This is a genomic window from Paenibacillus sp. FSL L8-0333, from assembly GCF_037965665.1.
GTDB classification, from domain to species: Bacteria; Bacillota; Bacilli; order Paenibacillales; family Paenibacillaceae; genus Paenibacillus_AQ; species Paenibacillus_AQ odorifer.
The window spans coordinates 3412475-3428577 of record NZ_CP150186.1 but is presented as its reverse complement, the minus strand read 5'-3'; the positions used below and the strand labels follow the sequence as shown (position 1 = coordinate 3428577).

The window sequence follows — 16103 nt, the reverse complement described above, 5'->3', positions numbered from 1 at the left end:
CTCTTGGCAGTCCTTTGTTAGTGTATGTATCGATCCTCTAGTTAAACTGTCATTGCCATACAAGCTGACCCTTTCTTATTTTTGCTGCATAGATGATTTGGCCTGTATGATAATGGACTTCTCTCACCATCGCTATCATGAGATTAAGAGCAGTAGTCTCGTTATTTACTTGGCTATATGTAAGTGGTGGTAAATTAAGAAAGGGTTGTGACATCAATAACTCCGGGTTAGATTGGAGCCGTTCAAGATATTGGATAATAATATCAAAAGCATCCCTGGTCATAGTTATGGCTTGTTCTTTTGTCATTTCTAGACCTCTTTCAAACTCCCTCTCTCTATCTCTTGTATCAGGAATTTCTAAAAGGATGGTTTCAATTCGTGAGTGTACTGCCCCGCTAATATGAGCAACCAAATTTGCAATACTGTTACTTTCCACGGTTGGGGACCAGGTAATATCCTCTTGGGTGCATTGCTCGATTGCTTGGAGCGTCCATTTCTTTTCCGATCTAAATTTAACCAACATACTTTCAATTAACTCAATGGCGATATCCATTGCTAACCTCCTATTAATAAAACCTATGTATAATTTTACCAAACACATCTCCTCTGTCAAATGAAATCTAGTCCCAATGCTATTTTTATGCCACAATGTTTTGTTACATTCTTATCCTGGCTCCTGAGAAAAAATAACTCTTTCATTTAACACCAAGAAGATCAGGTAAGGGTATTTCCCTCTACTGACCTTCTTATATTTTATTAATGGTGTAAAAGAAACTATCTTCCATCTTATGGGTATAATTAACATAAAGCTCTATAGGAGGGAAAATCATTGAGAAAAATAAGGAAGCTGATTCTTTTAGGATTTTGCATCATGATTTTACCGGGAACCGTGATTTATGCTGCAGCTGGCTCATCTGAAGTATCATTATATTTGAATAATATGCTTCAAAAACAGCCCGCAATATTGTCCGAAGGTTCGATTTCCTTGACGACTGAACAGTTGTCTAAAGATTTATTTACACTATTCGACTTGGATGAATCAGGTAAAACCGTTCGAATCTACAAGCCTAATATAAACATGGTTATGCTCGATAATAACGGAGAGATTTTTGGTAAAGTAAAAAGCCCGTCACGTTTTGCATTTTCTACTCTATTACAGGTGGATCATTTAAAAACAGAAATTTCAGATATTAAGGTTGTGATCACCGATCCTGCGGACAAAACAGAAACCATTGATGCTCAACAAATTAAGAACAGCGAAGAAAACTTTTGGTTCAAAACCAACGAGTATACATATTCCTTTAATACAAAGGGCACCTACACTATTCAAGTTTTTTTTAAAGATGTGGCTTCGAAAAAGTGGTTTCCTGTCTCCGAAATCGATATTTTTGGCATTTGACTTCCAGTTATAAGGGACTCAGCTCATTCTATTCTTATCGCGATATTACCAAATTGTTCTCCCTGCTGCATTCGGTGAAATGCCTGAACTGTGTCTTGTAAAGGATACACTCGATCAATGATAGGTCGAATCGAATGGTGTTCCATAAATTGAAGCATATCCGCAAACTCTTCACCACTTCCCATTGAGCTACCTATAATACTAATTTGCGGGAAAAATATGGCTCGCGTCGGGATTTCCATTCGATCTCCTGAGCTTGCACCAAACGTGACAATACGTCCATTGGGTTTAATAATATCAAAGTAATGCGGGAACGTCGCAGGCCCAATGCTGTCGAGGATGAGATGAACGGTGTCTCCATTCATGCTTTCCTTCCAATTGCTATGACTGTCAAAAGCATGGTCAGCTCCATGAGCGAGTGCAGCTAGTCTTTTCGATTCACTGCGTGAAGTGACACTGATACGTGCACCCACCGCTGAAGCCATCATCATGGCATAAGTCGCAACCCCACCACCAATGCCAGGTATAAGAACGCGTTCACCTTTCTTTAAGCAGCCTCTAGTAAACAGCGCCCGATAGGCTGTTAAGGCTGATAAGGGCAGCACGCCGGCTTCTTCCCATGACAGGTAAGCTGGCTTGCTGACGGCATTTTGCGCTGGAATGATGATTGACTCAGCGAATGTACCCTCTGAAGGTCCCCCTATAATGGCTGGAACGTTAGGAACATTGTCGGCATATTCCCATCCGATGCACGGATTAATGATGACATCTTCACCAACATTATGATCAAGTACACCTTCACCTATTGCTTCAATTCTCCCCGCGCCATCAGAGCCGATAATCAAAGGAGTATCCTGTTTTGTTCTGTCATCCATGATAAACAAGTCCCTGTGGTTCAGCCCTGCAGCCTTTAACCTAACCTTCACTTCTCCAATCCCCGGTCTTTTATCCATAATCTCTTTATAGTTCAAGCCCTTCAGGCCACCTTCTCCAGCATGTACAATGGCTTTCATCATCCAAGCCCCTTCCTCAAGTTGTTATTAATGAATCTATAATAAATTTTACATAGTGGGTGTAATCCAGTAAAATGATCAAAACTGAAGGTGACTATCATAAATCATCATACCAAGAAGGTGCAAAGGAAATGGAAAGTGGAGATTTGAGAATATTTCAAGCGGTTGCTCGCGAGGGTAGCATAACGAAGGCTGCTCAAGTCTTAAATTATGTCCAGTCAAATGTGACAAACCGGATTCAGTATCTAGAAGCTCAGCTGAAAATCCCCCTATTTCGCCGATCCAATCGAGGGATGACGTTAACGCCGGCAGGTGAGAACTTACTGGCATATACAGACAAAATATTATTACTAATGGACGAGGCTGTAATAACCACACAATACTCTGAGCACCCTACTGGTCCGCTCCGTTTAGGTTCCATCGAAACAACAGCGGCTACTCATCTAACGCCTCTGCTAACCGAATATCACTTACGATATCCCGATGTTAATCTATCGCTTATAACGGGAGAAACGCATAAACTCTTACAAAAAGTGCTTGATTACCAACTAGATGGAGCCTTTGTTTATGGACCCATTGACCAGCCTGATATAGAACATGTAGTTGCTTTCGAAGAGGAGCTGGTGCTTATCTCACAACCAGGTAAGAGCGATATGCGCGAATTGCTTACAAAGCCAATGTTGTTTTTCGACGTCGGATGTACACATCGTGCCAAAGCTGAGAGTTTCCTAAATGAAAGCGGGATGAGCTCTTATAAGATTATGGAATACGGAACGTTAGATGTAATTCTAAGTGGGGTTTCCGCTGGACTCGGCGTGTCTATGCTGCCCCAATCTTCGATCTCTAAGGCCGAAGAGGCGGGAGTAATTACTTCCCACCGTCTGCCTGAAGGATATCGAGATTTGCAGGTATGGTTTGTGTATCGCCGGAACGCGGTTTTTACTAGTGCGTTGTCAAAATTAATCCAAATGATCGAAGAAATATAGCAACATACATATTGGGGTTTGATTATATTCGAGCGCAAAGCTTGTATATTAATCAAACCCTTTTCAGCTTTTTCCGATTATACTTGGTATGTCTTGTTCCCGTCTACTCACCACGAATCACTCGAAAACCTTGATCAGGACCCATACCATTCGCTTCGAACTTTCCCCGAAATGAAATCTCGTTGTTGTTAATGCCGCCGATCCACCCGCCACCCTTTACAACCCGGAAAGAACCGCTCTTACTATCTATATCTCCGTACCAGTTCCAACACCATTCCCTAACATTCCCTGACATATCGTAAAGACCTAGCTCATTAGGTTTTTTGCCACCAATAGATTTTGTTTTGTTATGGTTGTTTTCTATGATCGGCCAGTTCCAATCTCCTGATAAGAATTTCTCTCCAGCGTTTTGCCAATACCATGCTACTTCATCTGCTTTATTGCTTCCACTGTAGGTGTAACTTTTGCTCAACTGTCCTCCACCCGCAGCATATTCCCACTCTGCTTCTGTAGGCAATCGGTAACCATTAGCTCCTGCATTGAGTGTTACTGTCCATTTTAAAGTATCGTTATCACTTTTATTATTCGGATCTTTTTTATTTTTATCTATATTGTAATAGGGTTTGAGCCCCTCTTTTATACTTCTTTTATTACAGTAATCTATTACGTCATACCAGTTAACCATTTCTACTGGCAAGTTGTCGTCTTTGAATGCTGAAGGGTTGCTTCCCATTATTTCAACCCACTCTTTCTGAGTAACTTCATATTGGCCGATATAGAAATTTGATATAGTTGTACTTTTGTAGTTGGAATTTGTGTTAATGAAATTTCCACCTTTGACCAATACATAAGTATCCTTCTGTTCAGGCTTTTCTTGCGAACAAGCGCTGATAGCAACAACTATTAAAAGAGAAATTAATAGTTTTCTCATGGATATATCTCCTTTCCAACCACTGGTATGTAGTTAAGTATCATTTGCTGAATGATCTAGAATGATCTAAGGCTGCCGGTTGTGGACCGACAACCTTAGCAATGATAGTGATTACTTATAGATAACCTGTTATTACCACACTGTTACGTTTGAGCTTCCGCTACTTTGATATCCTTCTGTCGCTAATACCTGGTAAGACCAACTGCTGCCCAGATTCATTCCGTAACTTTTCCAAGCATTAACGTGGTTGGCAAAAGTGATCGCGACATTGCTTCCCGTTGCTCGCTTGGATTGTCTTACACTCCAAAACTGTGTGAAGGTTGCCGTACCATCAATAGAAGGGGCGTTCGTTCTCGTAGTCGTATATATATCATATGTGCCTCCATCACTAGTCACGGTACCTTTATAGGTTCCAGTAGGTCTATAAGTGCCCCAACTATCAACGACGTAATATTCTATGAGGGAGTTTCTCGTCCACCCATAAAGAGTTAAATACCCATTGCCGGATGGTGCCCAGACGCCTGCATTGTAGTTTATTGTTCTAGATGGGGATCCAGTATTCCAACCTTTACCAACAACAAAGTTACCAGTATTTGACCATGTAACACTGTAATTCCCACCAGATCCATTAGTAGCATTTACTGTCCCGCCACCATCGGTCCAATTTTGCCAATAGTCTGTCGCTGCACTTGAGGTTGCTGCAAACAAGCTGAAACTCATTGAAGCGGCCATAATTACAGTCACGATTTTCTTGTTAAATTTAAACATAATCTACCTCCTGAAATTTTTTTGTCACTACATACCTACATACTGCTTGTCTGTATTTCTAGTAGTCGAGCAATTTCTTGTTGGGGCAGATTCGCAACACCACTTCCTTCCATATATATTAATGTAAGCGATTACATATGGAATCTTATCATAGATCGTTTACTATTTAATCTCTTCAAATTAAAGATTTTACCCTAAAAAGTATTGTTCTTTTGGGATACCTAATTCACTGGATTTTTGTATCTGCCACAATTACAATCCAGTATTTTTTAGTAACACGTTCATATACCATGGCTTAATCAGTGGTACAACTACTGCTGGCTGCATAGCTTTTGTATGGTCCATCTGGGCTCCCGAAAGGATTTCAACATCCCAGCCTAAATCCGCCAACTGCTCCTTATTCTTTTTTAACAACCCGACGATGTCAACGGTAACGCTCCCGAAATTTTCACCGTATACGATCGTATCATTTCCACCTGCAAAAGCTAGTTTAGGGAGACTAGGCAAATGTTGAATTCTGCGATCATCAAAGGCTGTGAGGCTCTGGTATAGGGAGACAAATTGTGCTGTAACACGGGTATCTATGGTAACCTTTATATTGTCCCAATCCATTTCGTTTGGATTATCCGGTCCAGCAGGGCTTTCCACAGATTCATTTTGGTTACTCAAAGCTTGTGTATGTGTTTTATGGGTCACAACCCTCATTTCTTGATAGGGGCCATTATAGGGTGGAAAACCTCCCATTACCAAACTCTCCAAGCGATCTGTTCTTATAGCCATTTGCAATCCAATCAACGCAAGCCAGGAATAACCGTAGTAACTAAAGCTTGTAACATTCATTTCATCCGCAATGTGGAGAAGATCCTTCACAATATGATCTGCTGTTAGATTTTCCACTGGATGTTGAAATAGATGACCTTCATAATCGAAATAAAGCACTTGAAAAGTGTCCGCTAATCCTTCAACAAAATGTTTACCTAATTCGGGATCTACTCCCCATAGCTTTAAGTTTTCTGCTTCTTGATTGTACACAGATTTTTTAGCGATGGGTAACATGATGGTTGGACGATCTGGAAGCCCTGCCATACCTACTTCTATTTCTGATTGGTTTGCTAATTGTATTATCTTTTTCAATGAACTCACTCCTTTGTGTTCTATAAAAGTATCATATAACATTCATGCAATCTTTCGGTTTATCCCTTTACCTCCCTTGATATATCTGCCTAAATTCGATTTAATATTGTTGTAGCACTTGAAGGTTCAACTTTAATGTTTCGGGGCGATGATGATTATGGAAGAGATATATACACCTACACTGATAGCTAAGCAATTAAATGTGAGTACCACTACTTTAAGGAGATACGAAGATCAAGACTTAATTCCAGATGTATCAAGGACCGCCAGCAACCGCAGATGTTACACTTCCATCCATGTACAAGCTTTTATTACCATTCGCGCATTATTGCAGGGATATGAAATTCCGGTTGTGTACGATGTGATGAGGAAGATTAAAGGCCAGCAGATGGAGTCTGCTCTTTGGGCAATCAATCAAGAGCAACATAAGACCCAAGTGGAAAAAGAAAGGTTAGAGGAAGTTTTACGCATGTTTCGGGATGTTGATTTATCAAAATACAAAGATTTAACTGTAACAGATTCAATGACGATTGGTGAAGTTGCACAAATGGCAGGAGTTAATCCATCAGCTATTCGGCATTGGGAACAAGAAGGGCTAATCTCTTCGAATAGGAACAAAGATAATAGCTACAGAGTCTTCACTTTAACGGAATTAAGAAAAATTATTCTTATCAGCAGTTTAAGGAAAACCGTTTATTATATCGAGAATATGAAACAGCTTTTGAATGAAATAGAAACACATAACTACAAAAAAGTGGAGGTATCCTTTCAGCTTGCCTTACAAAAATTGAATTCTCAATTAACGAAGCAATTTTTCGCGATAGCTGAACTTACAAACTATGTTAAATTGTATAAAAGTAATGCCAAGTAACATATTGATCATAGAAAAAGGACTACCTTGCGGTAGCCCTTTCGTGCCTATTTGAACTTGATGTCAACAATCTTTCCGCTTTCCACAAAACCAATATTTCGATAAACCTTATTGGAGTCAGGATTCTTTAAATCAGCATAAAGCATGGGCACTAAATCCTCCGATAAAAGAACAGAACATAACTCTGCTACTAGTGCACTTGCATAACCTTTTTTCCTGCAAGACGGAGGTGTGTATACCGCATTTAATCTGGAATATCTTGCCGACCGATGTGCAATGTACGCCATCGATACAGGTTTATCGTCTACAAACCATAAATACAAGTCACCTGTCTCAATCATCCTCTTGGCATCTAGAATTTTAGTTTCTGGGTTCACCGTAATCCCATAAGCTCCCTCTGAGAAACCCGCCAAAAATTCTGCTACAATGGCCACATTTTTTCTCGTTGCTTGTTGCATTATTCCCTTTACGTTCAAAGGTTTCTTTGGATCTGTACAGAAATAAGATTCTATAGTCATCGTGGACTCATATTGAAGATTATTTGCCTGAGAATACAGCTGCGCAAAACGTTCTGTTGTTTTTGGTTCTCCAGATACTCCCGATAATGTTGTCCCTTTAAGGAATTCTATAAGTTCTTCGTAGAGAACGATCTTCTTATCCTCGGCAATCTCCTTAGAACTCCAAAGCCATGCGTTATGTCCCGTTGACTGGGCATAGATCATTGTTTCACCAGAATCTTTTAAGCATCTAGAACTCTTCGACTCGCAAATAAGGTGAATCAGGTTGTATTGAACCTCATCAGCAATAAACATATCCTGGCTTAGTATGCGATCGGAAACATTGATTTTTTGGAACATCGTTACTCCTCCTTATTTATTTATATGAACGCAAAAAACTCCGTCCCATTAGGGACGGAGTAGATTCCGCGTTACCACCCTGATTAGTGTATTCGTGAATACACCCTCTCTGCCATCGTCCAACAACGATGCTTCTTTGTAACGGCAGAATCCCGGGCCCGCCTACTATGATTTCGGGAGCCAGCTCTGAGGCGATTGTTCGATTCGGGTGTCCACTGCCTCGCACCAACCGGCAGTTCTCTGATCGACATTTCCGGATTTACTTGTCCTCTTCGTCGCATTTGATTGCAATGTAATTAGATACAATATAAAGTAATAGGGATTTTATGTCAATAATATATTATTGTTCATTGCGAAAAAACACTAAACACCAAATTGTCTTAAATGATGGTCTAGATGTTTATAAATCCCTTTACCCCATTGCTCTGGAGTGAATTTCCCGAAAAAAGGATGTGGATGGGATGAACATTTCTCCGGACCGTTACTTTGAAAATTCATAATCTTTTGTTTCAGTATTTCTTTTTCTTCTCCAAAATCTCTGTCATCTAAAATAAGTATGGTCGGAATTGTTGACATATTGTGTGGTACCGGTTTGTCATTGTAAAAAATAGATTTTACAAACCTTCCTATTAATATTCCTAGCCAATGTCTTGGGGGAAAGGAACTTCCGATTGCGATGTCTTGAAACGCTGAACAGTGAGCCAACATTTGAGCAACATTCATCTTTCCCCATTGTGGTTTAGAATTTGGACTTAAATTCTCGATACGGCTCAGTATCTCAGCGGTATTTAATTTGTTATATATACTTTCCATAAACACACTCCCCATTGCGTTTTTCGGGTTTCGATTTTTTCATTATTAGGTCTGTTGATCCATACATTACGATAGGCTATTGTATTCATGATTGCATCATTATAATTTTACAGCATACTGCCGATCTAATATTCACCATTTTATATAATTATATCCTTTATTTACCATAATGTCCGTTAACGTAATAAAGCTATTCATCATGCAGGTAGCTCATCGTCTTAAAATGTCTTTAAATATCGTGTCCCGTAATTTCAGCAACCTACGGATTTCTGCAATACAGAAATACTTTCCTTTAGGAACGCCCTATTCTTTTCAATCCCTCTATTTTTACACCAGACAACAGCACTAAAAGCATGGTAAAAATCATAAAAGGGTAGTATTGTTTCCAAATCCATTAGAGGACGAATTGTTGAATATCCCTCTTTATACGAAATTCTACTTTGAGGATTCACTTCCCAAACATATCGGTTAATTTTTGTGAAATCAATTTCCGAGGATCCACCCCGTGCACTCTCAAAATCAATAATTCCAACAACCACATTATTATTTGTTAGTATATTACCTTGTCGAAAGTCCATATGAACAACACAGGGGTCATCAGGAGGAGGCAAAACTGAAAAAACACTCTCAAAGTGATTAATACATTTTTCGAAAAGTCCTCTCTCAAGGACTTCCTTGCAAGGTTCTATAAATTTTTCAAAGCTATTTCTTATATAAAGTCTCCAATTGTTCTGATTAAAAAATTGAAAACCGTCTAATCCTTCCACACCATATCCCGGCATTTTAACTTCATGCAGCCTTGCGTGAAGTAACCCAATTTGAAATGCTAATTCATCGTCAATAGCACCTGTACATGGTATACCTTTAATCTCAGATAAAAGTAATGCACCAGAGATTAAGTCATCCCCACTCCAGAAGTCTAACACCTTTGGAACCGGTAATACCTCTCTCAACATTTCAAGCATACAATATTCGCGATATAGCTTATCCCTGTTATAAGGGATCTTCGCATACACCGTTTCTCCATTAGTAAGATTCAGCTTGTATACTTGTGAACTAAAGGACTCAGGAACATTATCTATACTTAATACATTAAGGTTAAATCTTTTTATGATCGTTTCTACTAAGTTCAACTCGCACCTCACATGTTATGAATGAAATAGTAATTAGTTCAGCTATCTTTTTCTTAATTTTATTTGAACTATCCTAACCGTTAGTGCAATAAGATTACACTTAGCTCTTTTTCTTTCTTGCTCTCAGGTAAATGAATGAAATCACTACTAGTCCTATTGCAATTACGACATACAAATCAATATCCTGCTCAAACATAAACCCCATCTTGTATTCTATGTGTACTTGCTGTTTGGGTCGAAGTCCTTCACCGAATAGTTCTGTTGCTTGGTTAAGGTTATTCATTTCAATTGTTGAACTGCATGGACTACTGCTTGTTACGCCATCCACTTCGCTAATGTATATTAAGTATTTATTACCTTCCTTAAAATCAAAACCCCAAGTGTAGTCTGTTCCCACAATAATTTGAGAGTCAACTTCAGTATTCCAACTTCGTTCAACATCCACTAATATATATCTGATTTTCTCTTTTGGCCCCGCAAATCCTTCTTGTTTCAAATCAACCTTTATTTGTTTTACTTCACCATAAATAGCTCCACCGTAGACCTCTAGGGCTTCTTGGGGACTTCCTATCTCGACACAGGATAAAGCTTTAGCATCTTGTCCATTTGCAATAAAGAACGCGAATGTGAAAAAACATATTAACGTGATTAAACGAAGATTCAATTTACCACCTGCTCTTATGATTTTATTTCATAACATCTTTATTGACTTTATTAATAGGTGAAATGTTGCACTAATTTTCCAGTTCCTTCAATGCAATAGGGAGTACACCTCGACGGTATGCTCCCTATTTAGGTTGCCTATAGTATTCTGTTAGCCGTGGATGCAGCGCAAGCGCCGCACCTCAGGTGATAGAAGCTAATGAATTCTTCCAAGGAGCTGAAAGCTTTGAAGAAGTATTACCCAAGGAGTTAATTCAACTTTAATCCCTAATTCATTTACAGTTAGATGTTGAACTGAGTTTTTATTAAACTAACGCACCTGTTAGCTCAATAGCAAAGATGTGCAACTCCTTACTTCTCCCAAAGCTCGATCAGTCGACCTTCTGGGTCTTCAATCCAAATAAACTTTCCAAATTCACTAATCTCTATTTTCTTTGCAAGAGGTACACCAATCTGTTCAAAATGCTTAATCGTCTCGTTTAGATCATGCACTTGGAAATTTAACATCACTTGTTGTTCTGTTGGAAAATAACTATCATCCTCGGTAAAGAAAGAAAAGATAGTCTTATTTCCCACTTGAGGTTTTATCACAGTCCCATTCCAATTCTCTATGTCAAGCTTCAACACCTCACTGTACCACTTTTTTGTAGCTTCAAGATTTTTAGTTCTCCAGAATATTCCTCCGAAACCTTTAATCATCGTATCTACACTCCTGTCTGCATTAAATTATCTAATAATATACCCTTTAGGATTAAGGAGAATCCACCGTTAACCTCCAGTCATTACATCGAATGGTAGTGCCAACGGGGTATTCAACATCATATTCACCAATAAACGAGAAGCCAAGCTTAAGACAAATGACAATAGAAGCATGAGTGAAGTCTATCGGACTCCAGAGTCGCTATTAGCCATAATTCGGCTCATTTGAGAACCTATCGGACTCTATAGTCGCTATTGGCTCGAAAATCCCTCATATCGCGCATATTTGGAACGAATAACGCCTCTGGGGTCCGAAACACTTCTTAAAAGACAAAATTCAGCCAAATAGCTGCAACTGAGTCCGATCGCTCATCGTGAAGAGAGAGTGTGGGAATGCAAAACTTACAACAAGCAGCAAGCAACAAAGTCGCACATCCGGTATCACAGACGCCAAACAAACAGCAAAATAGCACATTCGGTATCACAGACGCCAAACAAGCAGCATAGTCGCACATCAAGTAATACAAACGCCCTACAGCAAATTCGAGTACTCAAGTGTTCAAGGAGTTACATCATGCTTCTTCCATGGGGAGATCATTCCTCCTAACCCCACGCAGTGTCCATTGCTCATTACTTCTCCTTCTTATGTAAATAATCTTCATTTTAGATTCTAGATTAGAATTATTTGCTATAATGTTCTCATGAAAAATAAAACTATTCTAAACAAATTAGCTATCATTCTACTTTTTATAAGCATTCTCTTTGGCCTACGCTGCATTTGGTTGAGTATATTTAAGGTTTCCAACCCTGTACCTGTGATTAACAATGGTGTACTGGATTTACGCGGCCAGGATCTGGAGCAGTCTAACTTATTCAGGCTGGATGGTGAATGGAGCTTCTATCCTTCGCAATTCGTAACGTCCAAGGATATTTCAACTTTACCAGAACCTTCCCTCCCGCTTCAAGTTCCCGGAGACTGGAGCCGCGCGATAGGAACGGATGACCCTTCTTCGTACGGTTTTGGTACTTACCGTCTGCGAATTTTGGTAGAACCCCTTCAGCAGCCTGTAGCATTGTGGATCAAACAAATCTATACTGCATCCAGCGTAGAAATTAACGGTAGCCTATTGCTCAATAATGGGACAATATCTCTTGATGCCGATACTTATGTGCCCAAAACCACCTCATATAAAGTATCCTATTTCACAAAAAACACAACAGTAATTGATGTGCTTATTCGTGTAGCAAACTTTGATCTACCTTATAAGGGGGGGATTGCAGGGCCTGTTTATTTTGGTTCTCAGGAAAAAGTTGACCGTACATACTTTTATACCGTAGGTTTTCAATTGTTAACAGCAATTATCCTGTTATTGCATGGGCTCTATGCCTGCATTCTTTATTTATTTAATCCTAAAGAACGTGCTTTGTTTCTTGTAGGGTTAATGACATTATCCGTAGCTGTTATCATTTTAGCCCGTAATGACAACTTACTTCTTGCAATAGTGCCGATTAATTATACCTGGTCATTAAAGATCCGATTGCTTGCTTTTTTGTGGCAAAATCTTTTTATTCTGCTTGTTTTTAGAAAATTCACCTCAGTTGCCAAAATCAATAAGGGGTTACGTGCATACGTAGTGAGTCTTGGTCTTTATTCTGTTTTTATACTTACCGTCCCAGCTTATTGGGTCAGCACATCCATTCATTTGGGAATCATTCAAGTGTTCCAGTATATTCCCTTCATTTGGTTGCTCTATAGCTTAGGGCGCTTATTATTCAAAAAGCAAGATGATAAAGATGTTGTTTTTCTGCTGTTATCAGGTGCGGCGATCGTTTCTAATTTGTTATGGAATTTGTGGGATAGTAACGGACACTATTCAATTGTCTATTATCCTTTGGATATTATCGCAGCCATCGTGGGCTTCTCAGCATATTGGTTTAAAAAGTATTTTCAAAATGCTAAAGAGAACATGGAACTGAATGAGCAGCTGAAAAAAGCAGACAAACTTAAGGACCAGTTTCTCGCTAACACCTCACATGAGCTGCGCACACCGCTTCACGGAATCATGAATATCGCACAAAATATTGTCACAAAGGAAAAGGACAGACTTTACGAAAGTAGCCGTCAAGATATGGAGCTGCTGATTACAATCAGCCGCCGTATGTCTCATATGCTTGGTGATCTACTGGATGTGGTCCGTCTTCAGGAGCATCGTGTTATTTTACAACAGGAACCTATTTCGGTTCAATCGGTAGTTCCCGGTGTGATTAGTATGCTTCAATATATGATTGAAGGTAAGCCAGTACAGCTATCTATGGATATCCCGGAAGCTATGCCGCCAGTTCTTGCGGACGAGAAAAGACTGGTGCAGGTTTTATTAAATCTGGTGCACAACGCGCTCAAATACACCGAAGCAGGACTTGTAGCTGTTAAGGCTGAGGAACAGGACGGACAGGTTCTTATCTATGTGACAGATACCGGAGTGGGCATGACTGAAGAGACTATGGCAAGGATATTTCTACCCTATGAGCAAGGCCCTCACGGAATAAATGACGGGCGTGGAATTGGGCTGGGATTAAGCATATGCCGGCAGCTGGTAGAACTGCATGGAAGCAGCCTACGCATTCAATCAGAGCTTGGTAAAGGTTCAACTTTTAGTTTCACACTCTCTCTTGCCGATTCTTACAGCGAACAGATAATAAGACAGACGGAACCTACAGTTTCGTATATGGCAGATGAGATTCATAGACAGATGACTGAGTGGGGAATTTCCGAACATCAGCCAAGTAATCACTCTGAAAAAATTCCACCGCTTTTTACAGAGATTAAGGTAAATATTCTGGTGGTAGATGATGATCCTGTCAATCTGAATGTACTAAAGGGTATTCTTGAAACCGAACCTTATATCATAACTACCGTGAACTCAGCCCATGAAGCATTGGAATTGTTGGATAAAAGGAACTGGGACTTACTTATTGGCGATGTTATGATGCCACAGATGTCGGGATACGAATTAACACAGAAGGTTCGTACTCGCTACTCCTTATATGAGCTTCCAATTCTATTGCTTACTGCCCGTAGTCAGCCTGAGGATATTTATACTGGATTTTTGTCCGGTGCCAATGATTATGTCACAAAACCTGTGGACGCAGTGGAGCTTAAATATCGTATTCGGGCTTTAACTGCAATGAAGCTATCCTTCAATGAACGGGTGCGGATAGAAGCAGCATATCTACAAGCACAGATACAACCACATTTTTTATTCAATACGTTAAACTCTATTGCCGCACTCAGTGATTTGGATACTAAAAAAATGCAGGAGCTCATTGGTGCGTTTACTTCTTTCTTAAGAATCAGTTTTGACTTTTTAAATGTCGGAGAGCTCGTGAACCTCTCCCATGAACTGGAATTGGTAGAATCTTATCTGTATATTGAACAGACTCGATTTGCAGAAAGGATATCTGTTGTCTGGAAGATAGATCCGAATATTGATATCCTAATCCCTCCTCTATCCATCCAACCGTTGGTAGAAAATGCTGTTAAGCACGGTATACTTAAGCGCCAACAGGGTGGAACTGTTCAAATACGTATTATCCGTCTGCACAAGGCTGTAAAGATTGAAGTGGAGGATGATGGGCAAGGCATAGATTCCGGAACACTCTCTTTACTGCTGAAGCCATTGATGGAAGGCAAAGGTGGCATCGGGCTGGCCAACACCCATCGGAGGTTAAGTCAATTATATGGTCAAGGTCTCTCGATCCAGAGTAAGCCTGGAGAAGGCACCTTGGTATCCTTTGTTGTACCAGAGGACAGTGATAACTTTTCAAGCAAAAAAGCCGCTCCATAAGGAGTGGCTTTTTTGTATCGTTATCTATATCCTCTTAGAGTACGCTTAAAAAATAGTCGGCACCATTCCCCCATCCATGCGAATTGGAGAACCTTTAAATGCAGAGGCATAAGGACTGCATACAAATGCTGCTAGTCTGCCTATTTCAAAAGGTTTAATAAATCGTTGTATTTCAGATTGAGGAAGATTTGTAGTCAAGAATTTTCTTTCTTTTTCTGAAAAAGTCATATCCTCATTGGAGTATATCCCATCAATAATTTGATGCACATTTTCAGATAGTGTTGGTCCTGGCATGATTGTATTGACTGTAACTTCAGTTCCTATCGTTAACTTAGATAAGCTTTTTGACAATGATAATAACATTGATTTGGTCATTGCATATTGAGGCATTTGGCCTGAAGGCATAATGGCTTCTTCACTAGCAATAAAGAGAATGCGGCCATAATCTTTTTGTAACATTTTAGGTAAATAGAATTTTGTTAATCCATTCGCAGCAAGGACATTAGTGCGGAAGTATTTTTCAAATATTTCGTCGTTAACGTCCTCATATTTCATAATTTCATAGATACCCATATTATTAACTAAAATATCTATATTAGGGTATTTTTCGAATAAGGCTTCTCTTTGCGCAATATCCACAATATCCGCTGTAGCATTTTGTGGAGAGGTAGCCGGGAAATTCGACTTTATTTCATTTACAGTCTGTTCTACCTGATCATAATTCCGTCCATTAATTAGTACATTAACTCCTTCTTTAGCGAGTTCAATGGCGATTGCTTTACCAATACCTTTTGTTGATCCTGTAATTAAAGCTGTTTTATTATTTAATCCCATATCCATATTACATTTCTCCTTTTATCACGGCGTGCTGAGTAGTTGTCATTTTAAGAACAGTCCTGTGTGCCGGCTAGGATTATATTATCGTACCGGGGTTGTTCAGTAACTAGCGGATTGCGCCAAAGTTCTTGTTTAACACGCCAATGATAAAACT

Annotated in this window: 15 protein-coding genes and 1 other annotated feature; of the genes, 4 read left to right on the top strand and 11 right to left on the bottom strand. The window is 39.5% G+C overall.

All coding sequences use genetic code 11. The annotated features are described in order from the left end of the window. Positions 1 to 49 precede the first annotated feature (49 nt). Positions 50 to 553, bottom strand: coding sequence for a DUF1572 family protein (locus tag NYE72_RS15335; protein WP_339209913.1), 504 nt, complete (start codon positions 551 to 553; stop codon positions 50 to 52). Positions 554 to 829: 276 nt separating this feature from the next. Between NYE72_RS15335 and NYE72_RS15330 the strand changes: the two genes are divergently transcribed. Next, positions 830 to 1399, top strand: a complete 570-nt coding sequence (locus tag NYE72_RS15330; RefSeq protein ID WP_339209911.1) for a hypothetical protein — start codon at positions 830 to 832, stop codon at positions 1397 to 1399. Positions 1400 to 1422: 23 nt separating this feature from the next. On the opposite strand, the gene NYE72_RS15325 is transcribed toward NYE72_RS15330, so the two are convergent. Then, on the bottom strand, positions 1423 to 2412 hold the full coding sequence (locus tag NYE72_RS15325) for a zinc-binding dehydrogenase (RefSeq protein WP_339212087.1): 990 nt from the start codon (positions 2410 to 2412) through the stop codon (positions 1423 to 1425). 131 nt (positions 2413 to 2543) lie between these two features. Between NYE72_RS15325 and NYE72_RS15320 the strand changes: the two genes are divergently transcribed. Next, positions 2544 to 3398: a LysR family transcriptional regulator gene (locus tag NYE72_RS15320; RefSeq protein ID WP_038574483.1), complete on the top strand. Its 855-nt coding sequence runs from the start codon at positions 2544 to 2546 to the stop codon at positions 3396 to 3398. 103 nt (positions 3399 to 3501) lie between these two features. Here NYE72_RS15320 and NYE72_RS15315 read toward each other — a convergent pair whose 3' ends face one another. From NYE72_RS15315 to NYE72_RS15305, 3 genes are all read right to left on the bottom strand, one after another. Beyond that, positions 3502 to 4329: an SUMF1/EgtB/PvdO family nonheme iron enzyme gene (locus NYE72_RS15315; RefSeq protein WP_076099222.1), complete on the bottom strand. Its 828-nt coding sequence runs from the start codon at positions 4327 to 4329 to the stop codon at positions 3502 to 3504. A gap of 132 nt (positions 4330 to 4461) precedes the next feature. Continuing rightward, entirely contained in the window at positions 4462 to 5097 is a 636-nt protein-coding gene (locus NYE72_RS15310) for a glycoside hydrolase family 11 protein (protein WP_036677315.1), read from the bottom strand. A gap of 252 nt (positions 5098 to 5349) precedes the next feature. Next, positions 5350 to 6231 carry an alpha/beta hydrolase gene (locus tag NYE72_RS15305; RefSeq protein ID WP_076272563.1) on the bottom strand — a complete coding sequence of 294 codons (882 nt, stop codon included), beginning with the start codon at positions 6229 to 6231 and terminating at the stop codon, positions 5350 to 5352. Between the two features lie 157 nt (positions 6232 to 6388). On the opposite strand from NYE72_RS15305, the gene NYE72_RS15300 reads away from it, so the two are divergent. Beyond that, positions 6389 to 7102 (top strand): MerR family transcriptional regulator, encoded by a 714-nt coding sequence (locus NYE72_RS15300; RefSeq protein WP_076099224.1) that lies wholly within the window; start codon positions 6389 to 6391, stop codon positions 7100 to 7102. Between the two features lie 47 nt (positions 7103 to 7149). Here the strand turns inward: NYE72_RS15300 and NYE72_RS15295 are convergent, their stop codons facing one another. The 5 genes from NYE72_RS15295 to NYE72_RS15275 form a co-directional block, all read right to left on the bottom strand. Then, positions 7150 to 7959: a GNAT family N-acetyltransferase gene (locus NYE72_RS15295; RefSeq protein WP_036677321.1), complete on the bottom strand. Its 810-nt coding sequence runs from the start codon at positions 7957 to 7959 to the stop codon at positions 7150 to 7152. Positions 7960 to 8006: 47 nt separating this feature from the next. Then, positions 8007 to 8244 (bottom strand) — a binding site (T-box leader). Positions 8245 to 8322: 78 nt separating this feature from the next. Further along, entirely contained in the window at positions 8323 to 8772 is a 450-nt protein-coding gene (locus tag NYE72_RS15290; RefSeq protein ID WP_076099225.1) for a DUF1569 domain-containing protein, read from the bottom strand. 251 nt (positions 8773 to 9023) lie between these two features. Next, positions 9024 to 9905 carry a phosphotransferase gene (locus NYE72_RS15285; RefSeq protein WP_076099226.1) on the bottom strand — a complete coding sequence of 294 codons (882 nt, stop codon included), beginning with the start codon at positions 9903 to 9905 and terminating at the stop codon, positions 9024 to 9026. Between the two features lie 100 nt (positions 9906 to 10005). After that, complete coding sequence (locus tag NYE72_RS15280) at positions 10006 to 10569, bottom strand: hypothetical protein (protein WP_339212035.1); 564 nt, start codon at positions 10567 to 10569, stop codon at positions 10006 to 10008. Between the two features lie 350 nt (positions 10570 to 10919). After that, a complete protein-coding gene (locus tag NYE72_RS15275; RefSeq protein WP_076099228.1) occupies positions 10920 to 11267 on the bottom strand; it encodes a VOC family protein in 348 nt (115 codons plus the stop codon). 782 nt (positions 11268 to 12049) lie between these two features. Between NYE72_RS15275 and NYE72_RS15270 the strand changes: the two genes are divergently transcribed. Continuing rightward, entirely contained in the window at positions 12050 to 15112 is a 3063-nt protein-coding gene (locus tag NYE72_RS15270; protein WP_305953513.1) for an ATP-binding protein, read from the top strand. Between the two features lie 45 nt (positions 15113 to 15157). On the opposite strand, the gene NYE72_RS15265 is transcribed toward NYE72_RS15270, so the two are convergent. Then, positions 15158 to 15952 carry an SDR family oxidoreductase gene (locus NYE72_RS15265; protein ID WP_076099230.1) on the bottom strand — a complete coding sequence of 265 codons (795 nt, stop codon included), beginning with the start codon at positions 15950 to 15952 and terminating at the stop codon, positions 15158 to 15160. Positions 15953 to 16103 lie beyond the last annotated feature (151 nt).

Bases quoted from the DNA above. Each gene is read 5' to 3' on its own strand.
- NYE72_RS15335 (WP_339209913.1), bottom strand. From the start codon at position 553: ATGGATATCGCCATTGAGTTAATTGAAAGTATGTTGGTTAAATTTAGA.
- NYE72_RS15325 (WP_339212087.1), bottom strand. From the start codon at position 2,412: ATGAAAGCCATTGTACATGCTGGAGAAGGTGGCCTGAAGGGCTTGAAC.
- NYE72_RS15320 (WP_038574483.1), top strand. From the start codon at position 2,544: ATGGAAAGTGGAGATTTGAGAATATTTCAAGCGGTTGCTCGCGAGGGT.
- NYE72_RS15315 (WP_076099222.1), bottom strand. From the start codon at position 4,329: ATGAGAAAACTATTAATTTCTCTTTTAATAGTTGTTGCTATCAGCGCT.
- NYE72_RS15310 (WP_036677315.1), bottom strand. From the start codon at position 5,097: ATGTTTAAATTTAACAAGAAAATCGTGACTGTAATTATGGCCGCTTCA.
- NYE72_RS15300 (WP_076099224.1), top strand. From the start codon at position 6,389: ATGGAAGAGATATATACACCTACACTGATAGCTAAGCAATTAAATGTG.
- NYE72_RS15295 (WP_036677321.1), bottom strand. From the start codon at position 7,959: ATGTTCCAAAAAATCAATGTTTCCGATCGCATACTAAGCCAGGATATG.
- NYE72_RS15290 (WP_076099225.1), bottom strand. From the start codon at position 8,772: ATGGAAAGTATATATAACAAATTAAATACCGCTGAGATACTGAGCCGT.
- NYE72_RS15275 (WP_076099228.1), bottom strand. From the start codon at position 11,267: ATGATTAAAGGTTTCGGAGGAATATTCTGGAGAACTAAAAATCTTGAA.
- NYE72_RS15265 (WP_076099230.1), bottom strand. From the start codon at position 15,952: ATGGATATGGGATTAAATAATAAAACAGCTTTAATTACAGGATCAACA.